General features: G+C 72.3%; 17 protein-coding genes and 1 tRNA gene. 16 read left to right on the forward strand and 2 right to left on the reverse strand.

Translation table 11 applies throughout. From position 1 onward, the window contains the following. Nucleotides 1-57 precede the first annotated feature (57 nt). Nucleotides 58-3,096 (reverse strand): D-alanyl-D-alanine carboxypeptidase, encoded by a 3,039-nt coding sequence (locus tag JNW98_RS13110; RefSeq protein WP_223768349.1) that lies wholly within the window; start codon nt 3,094-3,096, stop codon nt 58-60. Between the two features lie 588 nt (nt 3,097-3,684). Further along, nucleotides 3,685-3,756: transfer RNA gene (locus tag JNW98_RS13115), tRNA-Arg, on the reverse strand. A 136-nt stretch (nt 3,757-3,892) separates the two neighbouring features. Between JNW98_RS13115 and JNW98_RS13120 the strand changes: the two genes are divergently transcribed. The 16 genes from JNW98_RS13120 to JNW98_RS13195 all read left to right on the forward strand — a co-directional run bounded on the left by JNW98_RS13120 (nt 3,893) and on the right by JNW98_RS13195 (nt 22,537). Then, the gene (locus tag JNW98_RS13120; protein WP_223768383.1) at nt 3,893-4,399 is read left to right on the forward strand and encodes a response regulator; all 507 of its coding nucleotides are present in this window, start codon (nt 3,893-3,895) and stop codon (nt 4,397-4,399) included. Nucleotides 4,400-4,508: 109 nt separating this feature from the next. Next, nucleotides 4,509-5,336, forward strand: a complete 828-nt coding sequence (gene nrtL / locus JNW98_RS13125) for an ArgS-related anticodon-binding protein NrtL (protein WP_223768350.1) — start codon at nt 4,509-4,511, stop codon at nt 5,334-5,336. Between the two features lie 44 nt (nt 5,337-5,380). After that, entirely contained in the window at nt 5,381-6,772 is a 1,392-nt protein-coding gene (lysA, locus tag JNW98_RS13130; RefSeq protein WP_223768351.1) for a diaminopimelate decarboxylase, read from the forward strand. A gap of 151 nt (nt 6,773-6,923) precedes the next feature. Then, nucleotides 6,924-8,216: a homoserine dehydrogenase gene (locus JNW98_RS13135; protein WP_223768352.1), complete on the forward strand. Its 1,293-nt coding sequence runs from the start codon at nt 6,924-6,926 to the stop codon at nt 8,214-8,216. Nucleotides 8,217-8,232: 16 nt separating this feature from the next. Beyond that, the gene (thrC, locus tag JNW98_RS13140; protein WP_223768353.1) at nt 8,233-9,315 is read left to right on the forward strand and encodes a threonine synthase; all 1,083 of its coding nucleotides are present in this window, start codon (nt 8,233-8,235) and stop codon (nt 9,313-9,315) included. 492 nt (nt 9,316-9,807) lie between these two features. Beyond that, nucleotides 9,808-10,722 carry a homoserine kinase gene (gene thrB / locus JNW98_RS13145; protein ID WP_223768354.1) on the forward strand — a complete coding sequence of 305 codons (915 nt, stop codon included), beginning with the start codon at nt 9,808-9,810 and terminating at the stop codon, nt 10,720-10,722. A 414-nt stretch (nt 10,723-11,136) separates the two neighbouring features. Further along, nucleotides 11,137-13,545, forward strand: coding sequence for a transcription termination factor Rho (gene rho / locus JNW98_RS13150; RefSeq protein ID WP_372459234.1), 2,409 nt, complete (start codon nt 11,137-11,139; stop codon nt 13,543-13,545). Nucleotides 13,546-13,932: 387 nt separating this feature from the next. Continuing rightward, nucleotides 13,933-15,048 carry an LCP family protein gene (locus JNW98_RS13155; protein WP_223768355.1) on the forward strand — a complete coding sequence of 372 codons (1,116 nt, stop codon included), beginning with the start codon at nt 13,933-13,935 and terminating at the stop codon, nt 15,046-15,048. 167 nt (nt 15,049-15,215) lie between these two features. Further along, the gene (gene rpmE / locus JNW98_RS13160) at nt 15,216-15,440 is read left to right on the forward strand and encodes a 50S ribosomal protein L31 (RefSeq protein WP_223768356.1); all 225 of its coding nucleotides are present in this window, start codon (nt 15,216-15,218) and stop codon (nt 15,438-15,440) included. Between the two features lie 117 nt (nt 15,441-15,557). Continuing rightward, complete coding sequence (prfA, locus tag JNW98_RS13165; protein ID WP_223768357.1) at nt 15,558-16,637, forward strand: peptide chain release factor 1; 1,080 nt, start codon at nt 15,558-15,560, stop codon at nt 16,635-16,637. A 48-nt stretch (nt 16,638-16,685) separates the two neighbouring features. Beyond that, nucleotides 16,686-17,531 carry a peptide chain release factor N(5)-glutamine methyltransferase gene (prmC, locus tag JNW98_RS13170; RefSeq protein ID WP_223768358.1) on the forward strand — a complete coding sequence of 282 codons (846 nt, stop codon included), beginning with the start codon at nt 16,686-16,688 and terminating at the stop codon, nt 17,529-17,531. A gap of 47 nt (nt 17,532-17,578) precedes the next feature. Further along, nucleotides 17,579-18,226 (forward strand): L-threonylcarbamoyladenylate synthase, encoded by a 648-nt coding sequence (locus JNW98_RS13175; RefSeq protein WP_004953289.1) that lies wholly within the window; start codon nt 17,579-17,581, stop codon nt 18,224-18,226. Then, nucleotides 18,223-18,873: an arsenate reductase/protein-tyrosine-phosphatase family protein gene (locus JNW98_RS13180; protein WP_223768359.1), complete on the forward strand. Its 651-nt coding sequence runs from the start codon at nt 18,223-18,225 to the stop codon at nt 18,871-18,873. The genes JNW98_RS13175 and JNW98_RS13180 overlap by 4 nt, the downstream gene beginning before the upstream one ends. A 271-nt stretch (nt 18,874-19,144) precedes the next feature. Then, nucleotides 19,145-20,386: a serine hydroxymethyltransferase gene (gene glyA / locus JNW98_RS13185; RefSeq protein ID WP_223768360.1), complete on the forward strand. Its 1,242-nt coding sequence runs from the start codon at nt 19,145-19,147 to the stop codon at nt 20,384-20,386. A 123-nt stretch (nt 20,387-20,509) separates the two neighbouring features. Further along, a complete protein-coding gene (locus tag JNW98_RS13190; protein ID WP_223768361.1) occupies nt 20,510-21,838 on the forward strand; it encodes an MraY family glycosyltransferase in 1,329 nt (442 codons plus the stop codon). Nucleotides 21,839-22,096: 258 nt separating this feature from the next. Beyond that, on the forward strand, nt 22,097-22,537 hold the full coding sequence (locus JNW98_RS13195; protein ID WP_223768362.1) for a Cg1360 family ATP-synthase-associated protein: 441 nt from the start codon (nt 22,097-22,099) through the stop codon (nt 22,535-22,537). The last annotated feature ends 191 nt before the right edge of the window (nt 22,538-22,728 follow it).

Raw genomic sequence — 22,728 nt, forward strand, 5'->3', positions numbered from 1 at the left:
GCCGGGGCCGGGCCGCGGGGAGGCCGGGGCCGGGCCGCGGGGAGGCGACCCCGCGGCTCAGCCGATCCGGGTGATCCGCGACCCGAAGGACGGCTCCTTGAGCGCCGACTTCAGCACCACGGGCACCTTCCGCGCCCCGACGCCCGTCCCCGCCGCCAGCTCGCCGACTACGGTCCCGCTCTTGGCCGTACGGGAGACGGGCCGTCCGCCGGCGCGGAAGGAGACGCGCACCTGCTGCCCCGGGAGTCCGACCACGGTGAGGTCCCGGGCGGCCACGACCGGCGTCCGGCCGCCGAACCCGTCGTCGACGTGTCCGACGACCTGCCCCTTCCGCACGGCGGTGCCGGAGGCGAGGCCCTTGCGCACGGCCGCGATGACCTTCCTGCTGTTCTCCAGCACCAAGTCGAGGCTGTTGGCGCCGTTCGGGTCGGGCCCGGTGACGTGCTGGTCCATCATCGTGCCGAGGACGAGCCTCTCCTTCCCGTCCACGGTGGCCCGCGCGGCCCACGACAGCGTGCCGCCGGCGGGGGTGCTGGAGCCGGTCTTGATGCCCTCGACGCCGAGGCCGGCGGTGAGCAGCGGGGCGTTGTTGTTGTCGATGTGCCCGGCGCCCGGGATGTCGGCACCGACCATGGAGACGACGGACCGGAACGCGTCGGACTTCATGACGGCGTCGGCCAGTTTCAGCTGGTCGACGGCGGTGCTGACGGTGCCGCGGCCGAGGCCGCTGGGGTCGGTGTAGGTGGTGTTCCGCATGCCGAGCGCCTTGGCGGCGTCGTTCATCTTCCGTACGAACGCCGCTTCGCTCCCGGCGTCCCAACGCGCGAGCATCCGGGCGATGTTGTTCGCCGACGGGATCATCAGCATCCGCACCATGTCCAGCTCGCCGAAGGTCTGCCCCTCCTGGAGCCCCTCGACGCGGGACTCGTCCCCGGACGTGCCGTCCGCCACGGCCTTGGCGTCGATGGTGATGCGCGGTCCCCGCTCGCCCTTGGCCAGAGGGTGTTCGCGAAGAATGACATAAGCGGTCATGATCTTGGCAACGCTGGCCGTGGGTACGGGCTTTTCCTCCCCGAACGTCCCGATGGTCCCGCTCCCGGCGACCATGACGGCCCCCTGCCCCTTCGCCGGCCAGGGAATCGTGAACCGACCCCCCGGAACGGTGAACGTGGCGGCCGCCTTCCGTACCTCCAACTCCGGCTCCGGCAACGGCCGCACCACCTGCACGACCAGAAACACGACGAGCAGCAGCGCGACGACGGCCCCGGCCACCGCCCCCGGCCGCCGGGCGACCGCCCGGGCGAAGGCTTGCATCCGCGCCGCGGCGGCCCCACCACCGGCGCCGGAGCCCCCACCCGCGGGAACCTCGGCCCCGCCGGAAACGGCGGCTTCCCCCGCGGCCTTCGCCGGAGCTTTCGCCGGAGGCTCAACGACGACCACTACCTTGGGCCGAACACCATCGGCCCCACCCTCGTCCGCAGGCTCGGACTTGAGCTTGGACGCACCCCCGGTCTCACCCCCAGCCTTGACCGCCGACTTGCCCCGCGCGGTCCCGCCTTCGGCCTCGGCCTTGGCACTCGCGCTACCGGGCTCCGCCTCACCCGCAGGCTTGGGCTTGGGCTTGGGCTTGGGCGCACCCCCGGCCTCGCCCCCAGCCTTGGCTGACGACTTGCCCTCGGCCGACCCCTCGCCCCGCGCGGGCCTGCCTTCCGCCTTGGCACTCGCGCTACCAGGCTCCGCCTCACGCCTGGGCTTGGAGGAGGCGGAGCCCTTGACCCCAGCACCCGCCTGGGCGTCAGCCGAGGCCTTGGGCCGGGCGCCGTCGGACTCGCCCTTGCCCTTGCGATCCTTGCCTGCGGCAGCCGTAGCGTCCGTCCCGCCCTGCGACTTGGCCGGAACGCGAGGATCTGCCAAGGCCGGGGCCCCGGCTTCGACATCCTCCTCGTCAGCCTCGCTCGCGTCGTCGGGCTTGGCTCCACTTTCTGCGGACGCCTCGCTCTTGGCAGCGCCCGAGGCGCTGACTTGGCCCGCGCCCCCTTCGCCGGCGTCAGCAGCACCCGACGTACCGACTACAGCCTCTGTCTGCCCCGCACCATCGCGCCCGGCTCCGGTTTCCGCCGACGCCTTGCCCCCGTCGGGAGACTCCGCAGCCGACTCGGACTCGGCGACGACCGCGGCCTCGGACCCGCCCTCGGCGTCCGCCTCCTTCTCGTCACCCGGCTCGGATCCCGCCGCCTCAGCCTCGGCACCGGAGACAGAACCGTTGCCACCCTCGGCATCAGCCCCACCCGAACGGCCGCTCACAGCTTCGCTGTCACGCCCGGCGCCGCCGGACTTGGCCTCGGCCTCCGCAGCGGCCGGGCCGGCTTCGCCGTCAGCCTTGTCCGCCCCGCCAGACTTGAGATCAGCGGCATCCGCCGCGTCCGCTTCGCCGTCGGGGTCGATTTCCCCCCGGGCGCCCGGCTCGACTTGGGCCGCGGCCTCCTGCCCGACGGGAGCCTCGACGTCCGCGCTGCCGGCTTCGACGCGATCCTTGCCGTCGGCGGAAGCGTCGGCGCCGTGGCCGGCGCGCACACCGGGCTCGGCGTCACCCTCGCCCTCGCCCTCGGCCTCGCTCCCTCCGTCGGACTCCGCCTCGACGGACGCCTCGGAGCCGGAGCCCCCGGCCTCGCCGTCGCCCTCGACACGAAGCACGGCGCCGGACCGGCGTGCTCCGGCTTCGTCCTCGTCGACCTCAGGAGCGGAGGCGCGACCCGAAGCCCGCGCCACCATGCGGCTCGGCTCTTCCCCGGAAGGCGTTCCGGCCGCCCGGCCGGCACCCGAGTGCTCGACCTCGTCCGACACCGCCTCGCCCCGTCCGCCGGCCGAAGGGGTGGCATCCCCGTCACCCGAACCGCCGGCGACAGGGGCATCGCCCGTAAGAGTGCCCGCCCCGCCGGAACCCACGTCCTCACCGGACACTCCGGCGGACGCCGCGACGGGCGCCTCGCGCGTATCCGCCGCTTTCGTGTCGCGGCGGCTCGGTTCACGTTCGTCGGAGACGGCATCCGTCGACATCGGCTGCTCGTCGGGTGTGTCGGGGGATCGGCCCGCCATCCATGTCTCCTACGTCGCGTGTCCTGATGCCACGGGCCGGTGCGGTCTCTCGACGGCCCGACGGCCCCGCGATCCACGACCGACACCGCCCGGCGCACCAGAGCACCCGAGCGGGACAAAAACGGAATGGATCATCACCGGGGCCGGGCTCCACACAGGCCCTTCCCCCAAGGGCCCGAAAGCCGTTCACCGTGCGGCGGCGCCAGCGTAACCGATCACTGTTCGACGCCGACCGGACAGACCTGTACCGCAATAGCGCCGGAACGCCCTCGGTGGGGAGGGCTTCCCTCGTCCAGGAGCCTTCGCCGGACCGGCGGAACGCTCGGCGTGGTGAGGTTCCCGACCTAGGGGACCGAGTGGGACGAGTGGAACCGTTCCGGACGCGTCTTGTTGCGAGCTGCAAGAGAGCGGACTCGTCCCCCTGTTCACGCGCGCCGCGTCCCCCTGCGCTCTGGGCGACAACCAGGTCGGCACGTACCAGTCGTTCGGGACCACGTGGGGTCGCCACACAGCACGGTCCCCCGCAAACGAAGAAACCCCGCCTCAGCGACTCGCTGATGGCGGGGTCTTCCGGCACTTCAAGTGAAGTGCCCCCGGCAGGATTCGAACCTGCGCACACGGCTCCGGAGGCCGTTGCTCTATCCCCTGAGCTACGGGGGCGTGTCTTCCGGTCGCGGTCTCGCTCGCGGCGACAGGAAGAACAGTACCAGCTCCGGGCGGGTGATCCGTAACGGGTTCCGGAACGGGGGCGCGGGGGCTCGGGGAGGGGGGCGGGGGCTCGCTCTCGGGGGTGGAAGTGGGGAAAAGCCGGACGCGGCGCGGTGGGCGCGCCTACTCTCGGGGTGTGCCTGGCTTGCCCGGCCGGGTCCTCGTTGTCGACGACAACAGGGTCATCCGGCAGTTGATCAGGGTCAACCTCGAGCTCGAAGGCTTCGAGGTCGTGACCGCGGCCGATGGTGCCGAATGCCTGGAGATCGTGCACCGCGTGCGGCCGGACGTGGTGACGCTCGACTTCGTGATGCCCCGCCTCGACGGACTGCGGACCGCGGCACGGCTGCGGGACGACGTGCGGACGCGGGACATACCCATCGCCATCATCAGCGCCTGTACGCAGTTGGAAGTGGAGGGCGGGCGGTCCGCCGGGGTGGACGCGTTCCTGGCGAAGCCCTTCGAACCGGCGGAGCTGGTGCGGATGGTGTGGGGGTTGCTGCTGGGACGTGGGGGCGAGGGGGAGGCGGGGGTGCCGGAGGAGGCGTCGTCGGGAGACGCCGGGGCCGTGGCGCGGCCGGCCGGCTGGTCCTGAGGAGCCTGAGAGCTCTGAGGCCCCTGAGGACCTGTGTAAGGGGCATGTCCGGGGAACATCGGGGAAACCGGCTGGCGGAGCGCCCCTCTTCCTCCCCTAGGCTTGCCCTGTGACCCCCGCAGATCTCTCCCGCACCGTGCTGCGCGCCGTGCGTCGTGCCGTCGACGCCGACGAGCTGCGCGTCGTGGTGCCGGACGCGGTCGGGGTCCGGGTGCCGCCGCACCCGGGCAGTGGGGACTACGCCACCACCATCGCCCTGCGGCTCGCCAAGGAGAGCGGCCGGCCCGCCCTCGAAGTGGCCGGGCTGCTGCGTCGCCGGCTGGTCCGCGAGCCCGGGATCGCCCGCGTCGACATCGCCGGTCCCGGGTTCCTCAACATCACCCTCGCGGGGGCCCCTCAGGCGCGGCTCGTGCGGGACGTCCTGGAGGGGTGGGAGCGGCGGGAGCCGCTGGGCGTCCGGCCCTCCGACGAGCTCGTCCGACGGCTCGGGGAGGACGCCGCCCGCTGGAGCCTCCTCAGCCCGCCCGGTCTCGACCGCGGCCTGCTGCTGGTGCAGCGGGAAGCCAACCCCCTCTTCCGGGTGCGGTACGCCCACTCCCGCTGCCGGGCCCTCGTGCGCAACGCGCGCGACCTCGGGTTCGCGTCCGCCGCCGGCGAGGACGGCGGCGCCTTCGGGGACGGCTCCGAGGCCCTGATATCCGCCCTCGCCGACCACCCCCGCATCGTCGACGCCCGCGACCCCGAGCGGCTCGCGCGGGCCCTGGAGCGCCTGGCCGACGCCTTCCTCCGCTGGCAGGCGTCGTGTCCGACGCTGCCCCGGGGGGACGAGAAACCCTCGGTCGTCCACCGCGCCCGCCTGGCCCTCGCCGAGGCCACGGGCACGGTGCTCGCCGACGGCCTGCACCAGCTCGGCATCACCGCACCCGCACATCTCTGAGACCCCACCTCTCCGAGACCTGAGCACCCGAGGAGATCAGCGCCATGAGCCGCTCCGCACACCCCGCCGGGCCCCGCTACGCCGACGTCCTGCCCGAGGGCCACCACCCGGCGCCCCCCGCCGATCTCAACGCCCTTCACCCCGGTGTCTGGTCGCGCACCGTCTCCAGGAACGAGGACGGCGTCGTCACCGTCGGCGGGCTGGACGTCAAGCGGCTGGCCGAGGAGTTCGGCACCCCCGCCTACTTCCTCGACGAGGACGACTTCCGCGCCCGCTGCCGCGCCTGGCGCGAGGCGTTCGGACCGGACGCCGACGTCTTCTACGCGGGAAAGGCGTTCCTGTCCCGGGCCGTCGTCCGCTGGCTGACCGAGGAGGGGCTCAACCTCGACGTCTGCTCCGGCGGCGAGCTGGCCACCGCGCTCGACGCGGGCATGCCCGCCGACCGGATCGCCCTGCACGGCAACAACAAGTCGGTCGAGGAGATCACCCGCGCCGTCGAGGCCGGCGTGGGCCGGATCGTCGTCGACTCCTTCCAGGAGATCGCGCGCGTCGCGCACATCGCCCAGCGGGCCGGGAAGCGGCAGCGGGTGCAGATCCGCGTCACGGTCGGCGTCGAGGCGCACACCCACGAGTTCATCGCCACCGCCCACGAGGACCAGAAGTTCGGCCTTCCGCTGGCCGGCGGCCTGGCCGCCGAGGCCGTCCGCCGCGCGCTCAAGCTCGACGGGCTCGAACTGATCGGCATCCACTCGCACATCGGCTCGCAGATCTTCGACACCTCGGGCTTCGAGGTCGCGGCACACCGCGTCGTCGGCCTGCTCCGCGAGATCCGCGACGAGCACGGCGTCGAGCTGCCCGAGATCGACCTCGGCGGCGGCCTCGGCATCGCGTACACCCCGGACGACGACCCCCGCGAGCCGCACGAGATCGCCACCGCGCTGCGCGCCATCGTCGAGCGGGAGTGCGCCGCCGCCGGGCTCGCGGCGCCGCGCCTGTCCGTCGAGCCGGGGCGCGCGATCGTCGGTCCCACCGCCTTCACGCTGTACGAGGTGGGGACGGTCAAGGAGCTCCCCGGGCTGCGGACGTACGTCAGTGTCGACGGCGGCATGTCCGACAACATCCGTACGGCGCTCTACGACGCCGACTACTCCGTGGCCCTGGTGTCGCGTACGTCGACGGCCGCGCCGATGCTCTCCCGCGTCGTCGGCAAGCACTGCGAGTCCGGCGACATCGTGGTCCGCGACGCCTTCCTGCCCGCCGACGTCGCCCCCGGCGACCTCCTCGCCGTGCCCGCGACCGGCGCCTACTGCCGGTCCATGGCCAGCAACTACAACCACGCGCTGCGGCCCCCGGTCGTGGCGGTGAAGGACGGTGCGGCCCGGGTGATCGTCCGGCGGGAGACGGAGGAGGATCTGCTCCGGCTCGACGTCGGCTGACGGAAGCGGAGAGCAGGGCCGAGGCCCCCGCAAGCCGCCCGGAAACCGGCCGGCGGATGACGGAATCTCGGATACTGGACGGGGGAGGGAAACCCTCCGACCGGTGAGTGAGACTGGTGTACCACCCAAGATGTACGAGAAACGAGGTCGGATGATGCGTACGCGTCCGCTGAAAGTGGCGCTGCTGGGCTGTGGAGTGGTCGGCTCCGAGGTGACGCGCATCATGACGACGCACGCCGACGACCTCGCGGCCCGGATCGGCGCCCCGGTCGAGCTGGCCGGCATCGCCGTGCGCCGGCCCGACCGGGTCCGGGCCGGGGTGCCCGCCGAGCTCATCACCACCGACGCGACCGCCCTGGTCAAACGGGGCGACATCGACGTCGTCGTCGAGGTCATCGGCGGCATCGAGCCGGCCCGCACCCTGATCACCACGGCCTTCGAGCACGGCGCGAGCGTCGTCTCGGCCAACAAGGCGCTGCTCGCCGAGGACGGCGCCGCCCTGCACGCCGCCGCCGGTCAGCACGGCACGGACCTCTACTACGAGGCCGCCGTCGCCGGCGCCATCCCGCTGATCCGCCCGCTGCGCGAGTCCCTCGCCGGCGACAAGGTCAACCGGGTCCTCGGCATCGTCAACGGCACCACCAACTTCATCCTCGACAAGATGGACTCGACGGGCGCCGGCTACCAGGAGGCCCTGGACGAGGCCACCGCCCTGGGCTACGCCGAGGCCGACCCGACGGCCGACGTCGAGGGCTTCGACGCCGCCGCCAAGGCCGCGATCCTGGCCGGCATCGCGTTCCACACCCGCGTCCGCCTCGACGACGTCCACCGCGAGGGCATGACGGAGGTCACGGCCGCCGACTTCGCCTCCGCGAAGGAGATGGGCTGCACCATCAAGCTGCTGGCGATCTGCGAGCGCGCCGCCGACGGCCGGTCGGTCACCGCCCGCGTCCACCCCGCGATGATCCCGCTGAGCCACCCGCTCGCCTCGGTCCGCGAGGCGTACAACGCGGTGTTCGTCGAGGCCGAGGCCGCCGGTCAGCTGATGTTCTACGGGCCGGGCGCCGGCGGCGCGCCGACCGCCTCCGCGGTCCTCGGCGACCTGGTCGCCGTCTGCCGCAACAAGCTGGCCGGGACCACCGGGCCGGGCGAGTCGGCGTACGCGCGGCTCACCGTCAGCCCCATGGACGACGTCGTCACGCGCTACCACATCAGCCTCGACGTCGCCGACAAGCCGGGCGTCCTTGCCCAGGTGGCCACGGTCTTCGCCGAGCACGGCGTGTCCATCGACACCGTCCGCCAGCAGGGCAAGGACGGCGAGGCGGCGCTCGTCGTCGTCACACACCGGGCCCCCGACGCCGCCCTGTCGGCGACGGTCGAGGCGCTGCGCCGACTGGACACGGTGCGCGGCGTCGCCAGCATCATGCGCGTCGAAGGTGAGTAGGGGAGCAAGGAAGACCATGTCTGCGAACAACGGCAACGCCGCCACCCGTCAGTGGCGCGGCATCATCGAGGAGTACCGCGACCGCCTCCCGGTCTCCGCGGACACGCCGGTGGTCACCCTGCGCGAGGGCGGCACGCCCCTGGTGCCGGCCCAGGTGCTCTCCGAGCGCACCGGCTGCGAGGTGCACCTCAAGGTCGAGGGCGCCAACCCCACCGGCTCCTTCAAGGACCGCGGGATGACGATGGCCATCACCCGGGCGAAGGAGGAGGGCGCGAAGGCCGTCATCTGCGCCTCCACCGGCAACACCTCCGCCTCCGCCGCGGCCTACGCCGTGCGCGCCGGGATGGTCTGCGCCGTCCTGGTGCCCGAGGGCAAAATCGCCCTCGGCAAGATGGGCCAGGCCCTGGTGCACGGCGCCCGCATCCTCCAGGTCGACGGCAACTTCGACGACTGCCTCGACCTGGCCCGTGCCCTGGCCGACAACTACCCGGTGGCCCTGGTCAATTCGGTCAATCCGGTGCGCATCGAGGGGCAGAAGACCGCCGCCTTCGAGATCGTGGACGCGCTGGGCGACGCCCCGGACATCCACGTCCTGCCGGTGGGCAACGCGGGCAACATCACCGCGTACTGGAAGGGGTACCGGGAGTACGCCGCCGACGGCATCGCCTCCCGAACCCCGCGCATGTGGGGCTACCAGGCCTCCGGCTCGGCGCCGATCGTGCGCGGCGAGCCGGTGAAGGAGCCGCACACCATCGCCACCGCCATCCGCATCGGCAACCCCGCCTCCTGGCGGTTCGCCGAGCAGGCGCGCGACGAGTCCGGCGGGCACATCGACGAGGTGACCGACCGCCAGATCCTCGCCGCCTACCGGCTGTTGGCCGCTCAGGAGGGCGTCTTCGTGGAGCCCGCCTCGGCGGCGAGCGTCGCCGGTCTGCTGAAGGCCGCCGAGCAGGGCAAGGTGGATCCGGGCCAGCGCATCGTCTGTACGGTCACGGGCAACGGCCTCAAGGATCCCGACTGGGCGGTCGCCGGCGCCCCGCAGCCGGTCACCGTCCCGGTGGACGCGGCCGCGGCGGCCGAGCGCCTCGGGCTCGCGTAACGGCCGTCCCGCCGGGCCGCCCGGGCCCGCCCGGCGGTCTCGCCGCGGCGCGCGGATCCGGGCGCGTCCGTACGGATCCGGGTGGCCGTCCCCGCACGGGACGGCCACCCGGCCTCCGGGAGACAGCCGCCTGGCCCTGGAAAGTCACCCGGTTTCTCCGACACCGGGCGACACGGGGCGACACCGGGCGCGACACGGCGGATCCGGTGACGCGGAGAGCGAAAAATTCCGTCCGCTCCCCCTCGAATTCGCGAATTCCCAGGTCACAACCCCGACGAAAGTCCGCCAAAGTCGACACGGGGCACGGTTTGGCGTGCGACACGCATCGCGCGCCTCCTGTGCGCCCTATGTCGCCACAGAACCTTCCTTCGATAGGCTGTCCTCACTCCGCCCCGTCGCTGACCCAAGCCGCCCTCCATGCGGCATCGCCGTCGCGGCCCTTGCGGATGTCGCACGCCCTACCAAGGCCACATCAAGGAGAGTCATCGAGCGATGGCCGGTCCCGCCTTCCGCGCCGCCGCCGTCCGAGTGCGCACCCCCGCCACCAGCGCCAACCTCGGTCCCGGCTTCGACGCCCTCGGTCTGTCCCTGGGGCTCTACGACGACGTCGTGGTCCGGGTGGCCGAATCCGGGCTGCACATCGACATCGCCGGCGAGGGCGCCGACTCGCTCCCGCGCGACGAGGGTCACCTGCTCGTACGGTCCCTGCGCACCACGTTCGACCTGCTGGGCGGCCAGCCGCGCGGCCTGGAGGTCGTCTGCGCCAACCGCATCCCGCACAGCCGCGGCCTGGGCTCCTCGGCCGCCGCGATCTGCGCCGGCATCGTCGCCGCCCGGGCGGTGACCATAGGCGGGGCCGAGCGGCTCGACGCCACGGCGATGCTGGAGCTGGCCACCGAGATCGAGGGCCACCCGGACAACGTCGCGGCCTGCCTGCTCGGCGGATTCACCCTTGCGTGGATGGACGGGGGAGCGGCGCGCGCGGTGCGGATGGACCCCGCCGATTCCATCGTTCCGGTGGTCTTCGTGCCCGGCCGTCCGGTGGCGACGGAGACCGCGCGCGGCCTGCTGCCGCGGCAGGTCCCCCATGTGGACGCGGCGGCCAACGCCGGCCGGGCCGCGCTGCTGGTCGAGGCCCTGACCAGGCGCCCCGAGCTGCTGCTGCCGGCCACCGAGGACCGGCTCCACCAGGAGTACCGCGCCCCGGCGATGCCGGAGAGCGTGGCCCTGGTCAACCGACTGCGGGCGGACGGCGTCCCCGCGGTCGTCTCCGGCGCGGGCCCCACGGTGCTCGCGCTGGTCGAGGACAGTGCGGCGGACAAGGTCGCACGGCTGGCGGGCGAGGGATGGGCGGCCAACCGGCTGTCCCTCGACGCCGGGGGGACGAGTGTGCTGCCGCTCGCCTGACAAGGGGCGGAACGCGGTGGCACACCGTCGAGGAAGGCCCCGCGGAAAACGCGGTTGCCGGACTTTGAGAGGGGGAATGTTTGTGGGATCCGGTAGTGTTAACCTCAAGTCTGCACCCGAAGCCACGTCGGCTCGGTGCTCTGTGTCCCGATCAGGGACCGCTTTTCTTCCGGGAGCCTCCCAGACTGCCTGAGCAGATTCGAGCACGCTCCGGAAATCGGCGTGGGCGACATGAGTGATGCGATGCGTCTTGTCCTCACTGATTTCCCCACGTCGGCATCAACGCACTGATTCTTCCGCCGTACCGCGGCGGACCACCGCCCCGGCCCGGTCCGCAAGCAGGACCGCAGCCGGACAGCACAACCGGTCGCCGAGCCAGACAGGCCGACGCCCGCTCCAGGGAAGGACCCCTTCGTGAGCGACACCACCGATCTGATGGGCGTGAACGCCGCGGGCACCAAGGGTGCCGCAGGCAATGCCTCCGCGCCCGCCACGGACGCTCCCGCGCCTGCCACCGGTGCTTCCGCCGCCCCCAAGCGGCGACGCTCGGGCACGGGCCTCGACGCCATGGTCCTGGCCGAGCTCCAGCAGCTCGCCTCCAGCCTCGGCATCAAGGGCACCGCGCGGATGCGCAAAGGCCAGCTGATCGAGGTCATCAAGGAGAGGCAGGCCGGTTCCGGCGCCTCCGCCAAGCCCGCCGCCGAGCCGGCCGCGGAGCAGCCGGCGGAGAAGCCGAAGCGCCGCGCCACCTCCCGGGCCCGTACCGGCGAGGCCGCCGAGAAGCCCGCCGAGAAGGCACCCGCCGCCCAGCAGCAGATCGAGATCCCGGGCCAGCCGGGCGCCGAGGAGGCGCCGGCCGGCGAGCGCCGCCGCCGTCGCGCCACCGCCCCCGCGGGCTCCCCGGAGACCGCGGCCGAGGCGCGTACCGAGACCCGTGCCGAGGTGCTGACCTCGGAGAAGCCCGAGGCCGCGGCGGACACCGCCGAGGGCCGGGGTGCCAAGGGCGACCGCCAGGAGCGCGGCGACCGCGGCCAGAAGGGCGACCGCCGTGAGCGGGGCGACCGCGGGGACCGCCAGGAGCGCGGCGACCGCGGCCAGAAGGGCGACCGCCGTGAGCGGGGCGACCGCGGGGACCGCCAGGAGCGCGGCGACCGCGGCCAGAAGGGCGACCGCCGTGAGCGGGGCGACCGCGGGGACCGCCAGGAGCGCGGCGACCGCGGCCAGAAGGGCGACCGCCGTGAGCGGGGCGACCGCGGGGACCGCCAGGAGCGCGGCGACCGCGGCCAGAAGGGCGACCGCCGTGAGCGGGGCGACCGCGGGGACCGCCAGGAGCGCGGCGACCGCGGCCAGAAGGGCGACCGCCGTGAGCGGGGCGACCGCGGGGACCGCCAGGAGCGCGGCGACCGCGGCCAGAAGGGCGACCGCCGTGAGCGGGGCGACCGCGGGGACCGCCAGGAGCGCGGCGACCGCCAGCAGCGCGCCGGGCGCGCCGAGGCCCCGCAGGACGACTTCGACGACGAGGCGGGCGGCCGTCGCGGCCGTCGCGGCCGTCGCGGCCGTCGCGGCCGTCGCGGCCGTCGCGGCCGTCGCGGCCGTCGCGGCCGTCGCGGCCGCTACCGCGACCGCCGGGGCCGTCGTGGCCGCGACGAGTTCGCGAACGAGCCGCAGCTGTCCGAGGACGACGTCCTGATCCCCGTCGCGGGCATCCTCGACATCCTCGACAACTACGCGTTCATCCGCACCTCCGGCTACCTGCCGGGCCCGAACGACGTCTACGTCTCCCTCGCCCAGGTCCGCAAGAACGGCCTGCGCAAGGGCGACCACGTCACCGGCGCCGTGCGGCAGCCGAAGGACGGCGAGCGCCGCGAGAAGTTCAACGCCCTCGTGCGGCTCGACTCGGTGAACGGCATGGCGCCCGAAACCGGCCGCGGCCGCCCGGAGTTCCACAAGCTGACGCCGCTCTACCCGCAGGACCGGCTCCGGTTGGAGACCGACCCGGGCGTTCTGACGACCCGTATCATCGACCTGGTCGCCCCCATCGGCAAGGGCCAGCGCGGTCTGATCGTGGCTCCGCCGAAGACCGGCAAGACCATGATCATGCAGGCGATCGCCAACGCGATCACCACCAACAACCCCGAGTGCCACCTGATGGTCGTCCTGGTCGACGAGCGTCCGGAAGAGGTCACCGACATGCAGCGGTCGGTCAAGGGCGAGGTCATCTCCTCGACCTTCGACCGCCCGGCCGAGGACCACACCACCGTCGCCGAGCTGGCCATCGAGCGCGCCAAGCGCCTCGTGGAGCTGGGTCACGACGTGGTCGTGCTGCTCGACTCCATCACCCGCCTGGGCCGCGCCTACAACCTCGCGGCGCCGGCCTCCGGCCGCATCCTGTCCGGTGGTGTCGACTCGACCGCGCTGTACCCGCCGAAGAAGTTCTTCGGTGCCGCGCGGAACATCGAGGACGGCGGCTCGCTGACCATCCTGGCCACCGCGCTGGTCGAGACCGGCTCGCGGATGGACGAGGTGATCTTCGAGGAGTTCAAGGGCACCGGCAACATGGAGCTCAAGCTCGACCGGAAGCTCGCCGACAAGCGCATCTTCCCCGCGGTGGACGTCGACCCGTCCAGCACCCGCAAGGAGGAGATCCTGCTCGGCGGCGAGGAGCTCTCCATCGTCTGGAAGCTCCGCCGGGTGCTGCACGCGCTGGACTCGCAGCAGGCCATCGAACTGCTCCTCGACAAGATGAAGCAGACGAAGTCGAACGCCGAGTTCCTGATGCAGATCGCCAAGACGGCGCCCGCGCCGGGCAACGGCAACGACTGACCCGGCGACCGCCGGCAGTCCACCGGAACCTCCCCGTCACCTCGGTGGCGGGGAGGTTCCGCGTTTCCAGGAGCGTTTCCGGGAGGCTCCCCGTCGCCCGGTGTTTTCTTCGTGATCTTGCCGAGTCCTCACCGTGACCTTTTGAGACTTCCGCCACAGGAACACCCGACGCAGCACGGCGCTCCGATGCCTACGCGGCGGGTGAAAACGCAGGTGACAAGGGGTGTGGGTGGGTTTGTCATGTCGTTCCGGCCGGTCGGTTCCTAAGAAGGCGCTCACACGGCCCCGTGCAACCCTGTCGCAGACCTCGCCGTCTGAATGTGGCGAGGCACCGCGCCTGATCGGGCGGCAGGGGGGAAGCCGAACCAGCGGAGGACTGAGGAGCGTATGGCGGACGAGACCAGGGGCACGCAGGCGGGAGCGCGCCGTCGCCGTCCCGGCGGACCCCATGGCCGCAGGCGCAAGCCCCGCGCGCGCCGCACGGGCTGGCGAATAGTCCTCTGGACGGCCGCGGCGCTGGTCGTCCTGGGCGGCTCCGGACTCGGATACGTCTACTTCAAGCTCAACGGCAACCTGCACGGCGTGGACATCAACTCCGCGCTCGGCACCGACCGCCCCGAGAACGTCGACAACGGCTCGCAGGACATCCTCGTCCTGGGCTCCGACTCGCGGGCCGGCGACAACAAGAAGTACGGCCGGGACGAGGGCAGCTCCCGGTCCGACACCGCGATGATCGTCCACGTCTACGCGGGTCACAAGCAGGCCAGCGTGGTCAGCATCCCGCGCGACACCATGGTCGCCCGGCCGGAGTGCAAGACGCTCGACGGGAAGACCAGCCCGGCCGTCCGGCGGGCGCAGTTCAACGACGCGTACTCGGTGGGCGGCGCGGTCTGCGCGGTGAAGACCGTCGAGGCCATGACCGGGATCCGGATGGACCACTACCTGGAGGTCGACTTCGCCGGCTTCCAGAAGCTCATCGACAAGCTCGGCGGCGTCGAGGTGACCACCACCAAGCCGATCCGCGACAAGTGGAGCCACCTCGACCTCCCGGCCGGCAAGCACACCCTCAACGGGGAGCAGTCGCTCGGCCTCGTCCGTACCCGGCACGGCGTCGGCGACGGCAGTGACCTCGGCCGGATCAAGCTCCAGCAGGCGTTCATCAAGGCCCTCATCGACCAGATCAAGTCGGTTGGCCTGTTCACCAGCCCCACCAAGCTCTACGGCATCGCGGACACCGCCACCAAGGCGCTCACCACCGACTCCGACCTGGCCTCGGTCGACAAGCTGCTCTCCTTCGCCAACGGCCTCAAGGGCATCGGCTCCGGGGACATGCACATGGTGACCCTGCCCGTCACCACCGACCCGCTGGACAAGAACCGCGTGGTGCCGCTGAAGGCCGCCAAGGAGATGTGGCAGGCGCTGCACGAGGACAAGCAGATCCCGGCGTCGGCCCTCAAGGACGGCGAGGGGACGAAGACGGACGCCGACGGCGTCGTGAAGTAGCCCCGCCGAAACCCGCCGAACGCCGCAGGCCGGGGCCCGGGAATAACGGGCTCCCGGACCCCGTTTTGGGGGATGCGGCCGGTACTGGCAGACTGGTACGTCGGCCCCGGTTCACGTACGGCAATCCCGCCGCACGACCCGGTGCCCTCCCGAACCTAGGAGAACCCTTGAAGCGCGACATCCACCCGGAGTACGTCGAGACCCAGGTCAGCTGCACCTGTGGCGCCTCGTTCACCACCCGTAGCACCGTCGCCGACGGCACCATCCGTGCCGACGTGTGCTCCGAGTGCCACCCGTTCTACACGGGCAAGCAGAAGATCCTCGACACCGGTGGCCGTGTGGCGCGGTTCGAGGCCCGCTTCGGCAAGAACGCCGGGACCGCCAAGAAGTAGCGACCCGCAGGCGCCGGTCGGTCGTCCCTCCTCGGCGGGGGACGGCCGGACCGGCGCTTTGTCGTCCGGCCGGTCCGTCACTTCAGCAGCTCCGTCACCTTCGCTTAGGGAATCTTGATGTTCGAGGCAGTCGAGGAACTGATCGGCGAGCACGCCGACCTCGAGAAGCGGCTCGCCGACCCCTCCGTCCACGCGGACCAGGCCAACGCCCGCAAGCTCAACAAGCGCTACGCAGAGCTGACCCCGATCGTCGGTACGTACCGCTCCTGGAAGCAGACCGCGGACGACATCGACACGGCCCGTGAGTTCGCGGCCGACGACCCCGACTTCGCCGCCGAGGTCAAGGTGCTGGAGAAGCAGCGCGAGGAGCTCACCGAGAAGCTCCGTCTGCTGCTCGTCCCGCGCGACCCCAGCGACGACAAGGACGTCATCCTGGAGATCAAGGCCGGCGCCGGCGGCGACGAGTCCGCCCTGTTCGCGGGCGACCTGCTGCGCATGTACCTGCGCTACGCCGAGCGCGTGGGCTGGAAGACCGAGATCATCGACTCCACCGAGTCCGAGCTCGGCGGCTACAAGGACGTCCAGGTCGCCGTCAAGACCAAGGGCGGCAACGGCGCCACCGAGCCCGGCCAGGGCGTCTGGGCCCGGCTGAAGTACGAGGGCGGCGTGCACCGCGTGCAGCGCGTGCCGGCCACCGAGTCCCAGGGCCGCATCCACACCTCCGCCGCCGGCGTGCTCGTCACGCCCGAGGCCGAGGAGATCGACGTCGAGATCAACCCCAACGACCTGCGGATCGACGTCTACCGCTCGTCCGGGCCCGGCGGCCAGTCCGTCAACACGACCGACTCGGCCGTCCGCATCACCCACCTGCCGACCGGCGTCGTGGCCTCCTGCCAGAACGAGAAGAGCCAGCTCCAGAACAAGGAGCAGGCCCTGCGCATCCTCCGCTCCCGGCTGCTCGCCGCGGCGCAGGAGAAGGCCGAGGCCGAGGCCGCGGACGCGCGCCGCAGCCAGGTCCGCACCGTCGACCGCTCCGAGAAGATCCGGACGTACAACTTCCCGGAAAACCGGATCTCGGACCACCGGGTCGGCTTCAAGGCGTACAACTTGGACCAGGTGCTCGACGGAGAGCTGGACGCCGTGATCCAGGCGTGCGTCGACGCCGACTCGGCGGCCAAGCTGGCTGCCGCACAGTAGAGACCGCGTACGGAATCCGGTCATGGAGCGCAACAGGAGGAAGGTCCAGTGAACCTGCTGCTCGCCGAGGTGGCACAGGCCACCCAGCGGCTGGCCGACGCCGGCGTGCCCTCCCCGCGCTTCGACGCGGAGGAGCTCGCGGCCTTCGTGCACGGCGTCAAACGGGGTGAGCTGCACCTGGTCGCCGACGCGGACTTCGACGCACGCTACTGGGAGGCCATCGCCCGCCGCGAGGCCCGCGAACCCCTCCAGCACATCACCGGGCGCGCCTTCTTCCGCTACCTGGAGCTCCAGGTCGGCCCCGGCGTCTTCGTCCCCCGGCCGGAGACCGAGTCGGTCGTCGGTTGGGCCATAGACGCGGTCCGCGCCATGGACGTCGTCGAGCCGCTCATCGTCGACCTGTGCACCGGCTCCGGGGCCATCGCCCTGGCGCTCGCCCAGGAGGTGCCGCGGTCGCGCGTGCACGCCGTCGAGCTGGACGAGGGCGCCCTGTCCTGGGCGCGCAAGAACGTCGAGGGCTCGCGCGTCCAGCTGCACCACGGGAACGCGCTCGACGCGCTCCCCGAGCTCGACGGCCAGGTCGACCTGGTCATCAGCAACCCGCCGTACATCCCGCTGACCGAGTGGGAGTACGTCGCCCCCGAGGCCCGCGACCACGACCCGCAGCTCGCGCTGTTCTCGGGCGAGGACGGCCTCGACACCATCCGCGGCCTGGAGCGCACCGCGCACCGGCTGCTGCGCCCCGGCGGCGTGGTCGTCATCGAGCACGCCGACACCCAGGGCGGCCAGGTGCCGTGGATCTTCACCGAGGAGCGGGGCTGGGCCGACGCGGCCGACCACCCCGACCTCAACAACAGGCCCCGGTTCGCCACGGCCCGGAAGGCCCTGCCGTGACCGCCACGGCACCCCAGACATCTGCCCCGTACGAGGAGGTTGGCTCAATGGCTCGGCGATACGACTGCGGCGACGCGACCGACCGCAGGACCGGTCTGCGTGAGGCGACCGCCGCGGTCCGCCGCGGCGAGCTGGTCGTGCTGCCCACCGACACCGTGTACGGGATCGGTGCGGACGCCTTCAGCCGCGACGCCGTCGGCGACCTCCTCCAGGCCAAGGGCCGCGGTCGGGGCATGCCCTCGCCCGTCCTCGTCGGCTCCCCGAACACCCTGCACGGGCTCGTCACCGACTTCTCCGAGCAGGCGTGGGAGCTCGTCGACGCCTTCTGGCCCGGCGCGCTCACCCTCGTCGCCAACCACCAGCCGTCGCTGACCTGGGACCTCGGCGAGACCCGCGGCACGGTCGCGGTGCGCATGCCGCTGCACCCCGTGGCCATCGAACTGCTCACCGAGTTCGGCCCGATGGCCGTCTCCAGCGCCAACCTCACCGGGCACCCCGCGCCGCAGACCTGCGACGCCGCCCAGGAGATGCTCGGCGACTCCGTCTCCGTCTACCTCGACGGCGGCCCCACCCCCGCGGACGTGCCGTCCTCGATCGTGGACGTCACCGGCAAGGTGCCGGTGCTGCTGCGGGCCGGCGCCATCAGCGCCGAGCAGCTCCGCGAGGTGGTACCCGACCTCGAGGTGGCGAATTGATCGCCCCGCAGGGGCGTGGCATAGCGGGACCGGAGACGAGCACCGACACCTTCCGCATCCTCCACGTCAGCACCGGCAACGTCTGCCGCTCGCCCATCACCGAGCGGCTGACCCGCCATGCCCTCTCCGCGCGCCTCGGCGACCCGGACGCGGGCGGGCTGGTGGTGGAGAGCGCCGGCACCTGGGGGCACGAGGGCGCGCCCATGGAGGCCCACGCGGCCACCGTGCTGGCCGACTTCGGCGCGGATCCGGACGGGTTCACCGGGCGGGAGCTGCTGGACGAGCACGTCATCCGGGCGGATCTGGTGCTCACCGCTACGCGTGATCACCGGGCCCAGGTCATCTCCATGGGGCACTCGGCCGGGCTGCGGACCTTCACGCTGAAGGAGTTCACGCGGCTGGTGCGGGCCATCGATCCGACGACCTTGCCCGCTCCCGACGGGGCGGGGGGTGTCGTCGAGCGCGCTCGGGCTCTGGTGCAGGCCGCTGCCGCGTTGCGGGGGTGGCTGTTGGCGCCTGACGCGGAGGCGGATGAGGTGCACGATCCGTATGGGGCGCCGATCACGTTCTTCCGGTCGATCGGGGATGAGATTCAGCTGGCGCTGGATCCTGTGGTGACGGCCCTGACCGGGGTCCCGGCGGTTTGAGGGTGCCCCGGTCCCGCCCTTTCACCGTTTCCTGGGGCTGCGCCCCAGACCCCGCTTGTCGCGGCTGCGCCGCTCGTCCTCAAACGCCGGACGGGCTGATATAGCCCGTCCGGCGTTTGAGGACAACCGCGCGAAGCGCGGTTTCAGGGGGCCCGGGGGCTGGCCCCCGGGAATCGGCGAAGGGGCGGGACCGGGGCACCCTGCACGCGGCCCGCACCCGGCCTACATTGGGGGTGAGCACACTGCTCACGCCCACCGCACGGAGCCCCCGATGCCCGTCACCGAAGCAGCGGCCGACGCGCTCACGCGTCAGGATCCCGAGATCGCCGGCATCATCCTCGCCGAGACGAGACGGCAGTCCGCAGGACTCCAGCTGATCGCGGCGGAGAACTTCGCCTCACCCGCCGTGCTGGAAGCCCTCGGCTCGCCGCTGGGGAACAAGTACGCGGAGGGCTACCCGGGAGCGCGTCACCACGGCGGCTGCGAGGTCGTGGACATGGCCGAGCGGGTGGCCCTGGAGCGGGCGAGGGCGCTGTTCGGGGCGGAGCACGCGAACGTGCAGCCGCACTCGGGATCGGCGGCCGTACTGGCCGCGTACGCGGCGCTGCTGGCCCCGGGGGACCGGGTGCTGGCCATGGGCCCGCGGGAGGGCGGGCACCTCACCCACGGGTCGCCGGCGAACTTCTCGGGGCGGTGGTTCGACTTCACGGGGTACGGGGTGCGGGCGGACACCGGCCGGATCGACTACGACCAGGTGCGGGAGCTGGCCCGGGCCCACCGCCCGAGGGCGATCGTCTGCGGCTCCACCGCGTATCCGCGCCACCCGGACTACGCCCTCTTCCGCGAGATCGCCGACGAGGTGGACGCGCTGCTGATCGTGGACGCGGCGCACCCCATCGGCCTGGTCGCCGGGGGAGCGGCGCCCAGCCCGGTGCCGTACGCGGACGTGGTGTGCGCCACCACGCACAAGGTGCTGCGCGGGCCGCGCGGCGGGATGCTGCTGTGCGGCGGGCGGCTCGGCGACCGCGTGGACCGGGCGGTGTTCCCGTTCACGCAGGGCGGCGCCCAGATGCACACCGTGGCCGCGAAGGCCGTCGCCTTCGGGGAGGCCGCGACGCCGGCGTTCGCGGCGTACGTGCGCCAGGTGGTGGCCAACGCCCGGGCGCTCGCGGCCGGGCTGGCCGAGGAGGGCCTGGCCGTCGCCACCGGCGGCACCGACACCCACCTGATCGTCGCGGACGCGAGCGGCTTGGGCCTTGACGGGGTTCGGGCGCGCGGGCGGCTCGCGGCGGCGGGCATCGTCCTGGACGTCTGCGGGCTGGGCCACGGTGCCGCCCGCGGCCTGCGGCTGGGTACCGCGGCGGTGACCACGCAGGGGATGCGGGAGCCCGAGATGGCCCGGGTGGCAGCGCTGACGGGAGCGGCGCTGCGGGGCGATGGCGATCCCGCGCGGCTCCGGGAGGCGGTCGCGGAACTGGCACTCGCGTTTCCGCCGTATCCTGCGCTGGCGTGATCGTTTGGCGAGTGCTCGCAACCATCAGGGGGTGGTGAACGTCTTCAACCGCATTCACGGATCCGGTCCGGACGCGAATATGGTGTGGGGCTGTGATGGCCGGCGAAATCCCTGGGGCAGCCCGTGCGTGAATACCTGCTGACGCTCTGCGTCACCGTGGCGGTCACCTACCTGCTCACGGGTCCGGTGCGGAAGTTCGCCATCGCGGCGGGCGCGATGCCGGAGATCCGGGCGCGTGACGTGCACCGGGAACCGACGCCGCGGCTGGGCGGGATCGCCATGTTCGGCGGGCTCTGCGCGGGGCTGCTGGTGGCCTCGCACCTGTCGAGCCTCAAGCACGTCTTCGAGACGTCCAACGAGCCGCGCGCGCTGCTGTCGGGCGCCGGGCTGATCTGGCTGCTCGGGGTGCTGGACGACAAGTGGGGCGTGGACGCCCTGGTGAAGCTCGGCGGCCAGATGATCGCCGCGGGCGTGATGGTGCTCCAGGGACTCACGATCCTCTGGCTGCCGGTGCCCGGCGTGGGCACGGTGGCGCTGACACCCATGCAGGGCACCCTGCTGACCGTCGCCCTGGTCGTGATCACCATCAACGCCGTGAACTTCGTCGACGGCCTCGACGGCCTCGCCTCGGGCATGGTCTGCCTGGCCGCGGCGGCGTTCTTCCTCTACGCGTACCGGCTCTGGTACGGGCACAACGTGGAGGCGGCGGCCCCGGCCACGCTGTTCGCGGCGATCCTGATGGGCATGTGCCTGGGCTTCCTGCCGCACAACATGCACCCGGCCCGGATCTTCATGGGCGACTCGGGGTCGATGCTCATCGGACTGGTACTGGCCGCCGGGGCGATCTCCATCACCGGCCAGGTCGACCCCGACCTGCTGGGCTCGTTCACCGGTTCGGAGAAGGCGACCGTCCAGGCCACGGTCCCGATCTACATCCCGCTGCTGCTGCCGCTGACGATCATCGCGGTGCCGGTGGCCGACCTGCTGCTGGCGATCGTGCGCCGGACGTGGAACGGCCAGTCGCCGTTCGCGGCCGACCGCGGTCACCTGCACCACCGGCTGCTGGAGATCGGCCACTCGCACAGCCGGGCCGTGCTGATCATGTACTTCTGGTCGGCGCTGATCGCCTTCGGCACGGTGGCGTACTCGGTGAACTCGGCGGGCGGCGTGCTGCTGCTCATCGTCGCGCTGAGCGCCGTGGGGCTGGTGCTGCTGCTGATGCCGCGCTTCCGGCCGCGGGCGCCCCGGTGGGCCGAGCACCTGGTGCCGCCGCGCTACCGCCGCCGCAAGGCCTCCGCTGACGCGGTCGCGTCCGAGACGGCGGAGGAGCGGCCCTCCGAGGAGGCCCCCGGCGAGGAGCAGGAGCCGGTCCCCGCGGGGCTGCACGGCGCCACCGCCGTGGGCGACCGCTCCCGGTTCAGCCACGCGCGCGATATCAGCAGCCACCACTGATTCCGGCATTAGCAGACAACAAGCCGCTCGTCAGCACAACGACGAGCGGCTTGACTCTTGTGTGTGACAGGGGGCACACGATATAGGTAAAGACCTCATCAAATAGTTTGTGATACCGTTCACGAAACCCGTGGCAGAGCCGAAGGACCGTAGTGGAGCGCCCCCCGGCGGTTCCTTCGTCGCGAGGTCGCGCCCACACCCCGGGATACCCTCGTCCCCGACGAATCGTTGCTTCCGAATCCGCCGGAGAGACCCTTCATGCAGGCCAACGACGCCCGAACGCTACTTCAGTGCGCCGTCCCGACCGCAGTGGCGGGGCTCGTCGCCGTCGGCATCGGTTTCGCCGTCGCGGGCGGCAAGGGGGCCATCGGGGCCGCGGCCGGCATGCTCCTGGCGCTGGCCAGCATGTCCCTGGGGCTGTACCTGCTCCAGCGGACCGCCCGGCAGTGGCCGCAGGTCTTCCAGATGATGGGCCTCGCCCTGTACGCCGTGCAGTGCCTGGTGATCGTGATTCTCCTCGGCATCCTGAAGGGCACGACGCTCTTCAGCTTCAAGGCGTTCGCCTTCTCCGTGCTCGCCGCGACCCTGGTGTGGGTCGCGGCGCAGCTGCGCGCCCACCTGAAGATGAAGATCCTGTACGTCGATCCGGAGGCCGCCGCCGACGCGAAGAAGCCCGCGCCGGCGGAGTCTCCGTCATGACAGGTAGGGCCGGGATAAGCGTCCGTGTGCTCACCTGCTATCGTCCGGTGCCATCTGAGGTGCAGCGGACGCAGACAGCCAAGTCCCCGCTTCCGGCGGGAGCGAATCGGCGGTCCGCGCAGCTGATGCCCGCGATGGCTCCCGGCCGCCGGCCGACCTGCCGCACCCCTAACCGTAAGACCAGTCCAGTG

The organism is Streptomyces huiliensis (genome assembly GCF_020037025.1).
Taxonomy (GTDB): Bacteria; Actinomycetota; Actinomycetes; order Streptomycetales; family Streptomycetaceae; genus Streptomyces; species Streptomyces huiliensis.